Consider the following 1,711-nt stretch of genomic DNA (forward strand, 5'->3'; position numbering starts at 1 on the left):
GCACGCCGTACCGGCGGCCAGCGTCGCACTGCTGCCGCGCGCTGCCGCACCGGCCGGTCCGGTGGCGCAGCTGGCGCGCCTGTGGAAACGGTGGGCCTGATGCAGCGCTATCTCGATGCGGTCCGCGCAGCAGAGCTGGTGCGCAAAGTCGGCCACGTGCGGCAACTGGCGGGCCTGGGCATTGAATCGTCCGGTCCCGACGTGCTGGTGGGAGAAATCTGCGACATCGTGCCGCGCCGCGGCGCCGATGCGGCCGGCCATGCGAAGCCGCTGCGCGCAGAGGTGGTGGGGCTGCGGGACGGGCGCGTGATGCTGATGCCCTATGGCGAACTGCATGGCGTGGGCGTGGGCAGCCGCGTGATCGCCACCGGCCAGATGCCGCGCATCGCCGTCGGGCCACAGCTGCTGGGCCGCGTGATCGATGCGTTCGGCACGCCGCTGGACGACGGTCCCGCCATTGCGGCGGACGGCTGGCGTCCGCTGAAGGCGGCGCCGCTCAATCCGCTGACGCGCCCGCGCGTCGATACCGTGCTGGAGACCGGCATCCGCTGCATCGACGGCATGCTGACGCTGGGCCAGGGACAGCGGGTCGGCATCTTTGCCGGCAGCGGCGTCGGCAAAAGCACGCTGCTGGGCATGATTGCCCGCCACGCCCTCAGTGAAGTCAACGTCATTGCGCTGATCGGCGAACGGGGCCGCGAAGTGCGGGAATTCATCGACAAGCAGCTGGGCGAAGACGGTTTGCGCCGCTCGGTCGTAGTCGTGGCGACGTCCGACCAGCCAGCGCTGGCCCGCGCCCGCGCCGCTTATGCCGCCACCGCCATTGCCGAATACTTCCGTGGCGAAGGCCGGCAAGTCATGCTGATGATGGATTCGGTCACCCGCTTTGCCATGGCGCGCCGCGAAATCGGCCTGGCCGTGGGCGAGCCGCCGACCGCACGCGGCTATACCCCGTCCGTGTTTGCCGAACTGCCGGAATTGTGCGAACGCTGCGGCACGGCGGCTGGCGGCGGCGCCATCACGGCGCTGTACACGGTGCTGGTGGACGGCGACGACTTCAACGAACCCGTCTCGGACATGCTGCGCGCCACGCTGGACGGCCACGTGGTGCTGGCGCGCCGCCTGGCGCAGCAGGGCCATTACCCCGCCATCGACGTGCTGCACAGCGTCAGCCGCCTGTTTGGCGACCTGGTGACGCCTGAAGACCAGGCGCTGGTGCACGACGCGCTCGAGTGCCTGGCGGTGTACGAACGCAACCGCCAATTGATCGACATGGGCGCCTATAAGTCCGGCAGCAGCGCCGACATCGATCGCGCCATTGCCTTGTGGCCGGCGCTGTCGCGCTTCCTGCGCCAGCGCGAAGGGGGCGTGCCGCGCGCGGACGCGCTGGCGCTGCTGCGCGCCGCCATGCAAGGGGAGGCGCAGCCATGACGCGCGACCGCCGCGGATTTCACTATGCGCTGGAACCGGTGCGCCAGGTGACGGACTGGGACATCGACCAGATCGGGCGCGAACTGGCGCCCCTCAATGACGCCGTGGCCGGCCATGAACGCAAGGTGGGCGGCCTGCAACAGGCGCTGTCCGCTGCCCAGAGTGCGCTGATGGCGCAGCGCCGCGCCAACGCCGTGCTGGACGTGACGGCGCAGCGGGCCGCGCACGGTTACCTGGTCCAGGTGCAGCAGCAACTGGCGGCCGCCCGCGACGCCCTGCG

2 protein-coding genes are annotated in these 1,711 nt (G+C 70.6%); both read left to right on the forward strand.

Going from position 1 to position 1,711, the window contains the following annotated elements; genetic code table 11:
- Nucleotides 1-81: 81 nt before the first annotated feature.
- Nucleotides 82-1,431 (forward strand): FliI/YscN family ATPase, encoded by a 1,350-nt coding sequence (locus tag GM668_RS30225; RefSeq protein WP_371868805.1) that lies wholly within the window; start codon nucleotides 82-84, stop codon nucleotides 1,429-1,431.
- A partial coding sequence (locus GM668_RS30230; RefSeq protein WP_155442683.1) for a hypothetical protein occupies nucleotides 1,428-1,711 on the forward strand: 284 nt, incomplete at its 3' end. The genes GM668_RS30225 and GM668_RS30230, both read left to right, overlap by 4 nt.

The sequence above is a fragment of the Pseudoduganella ginsengisoli genome, assembly GCF_009720865.1.
In the GTDB taxonomy this organism is placed as follows: Bacteria; Pseudomonadota; Gammaproteobacteria; order Burkholderiales; family Burkholderiaceae_D; genus Rugamonas; species Rugamonas ginsengisoli.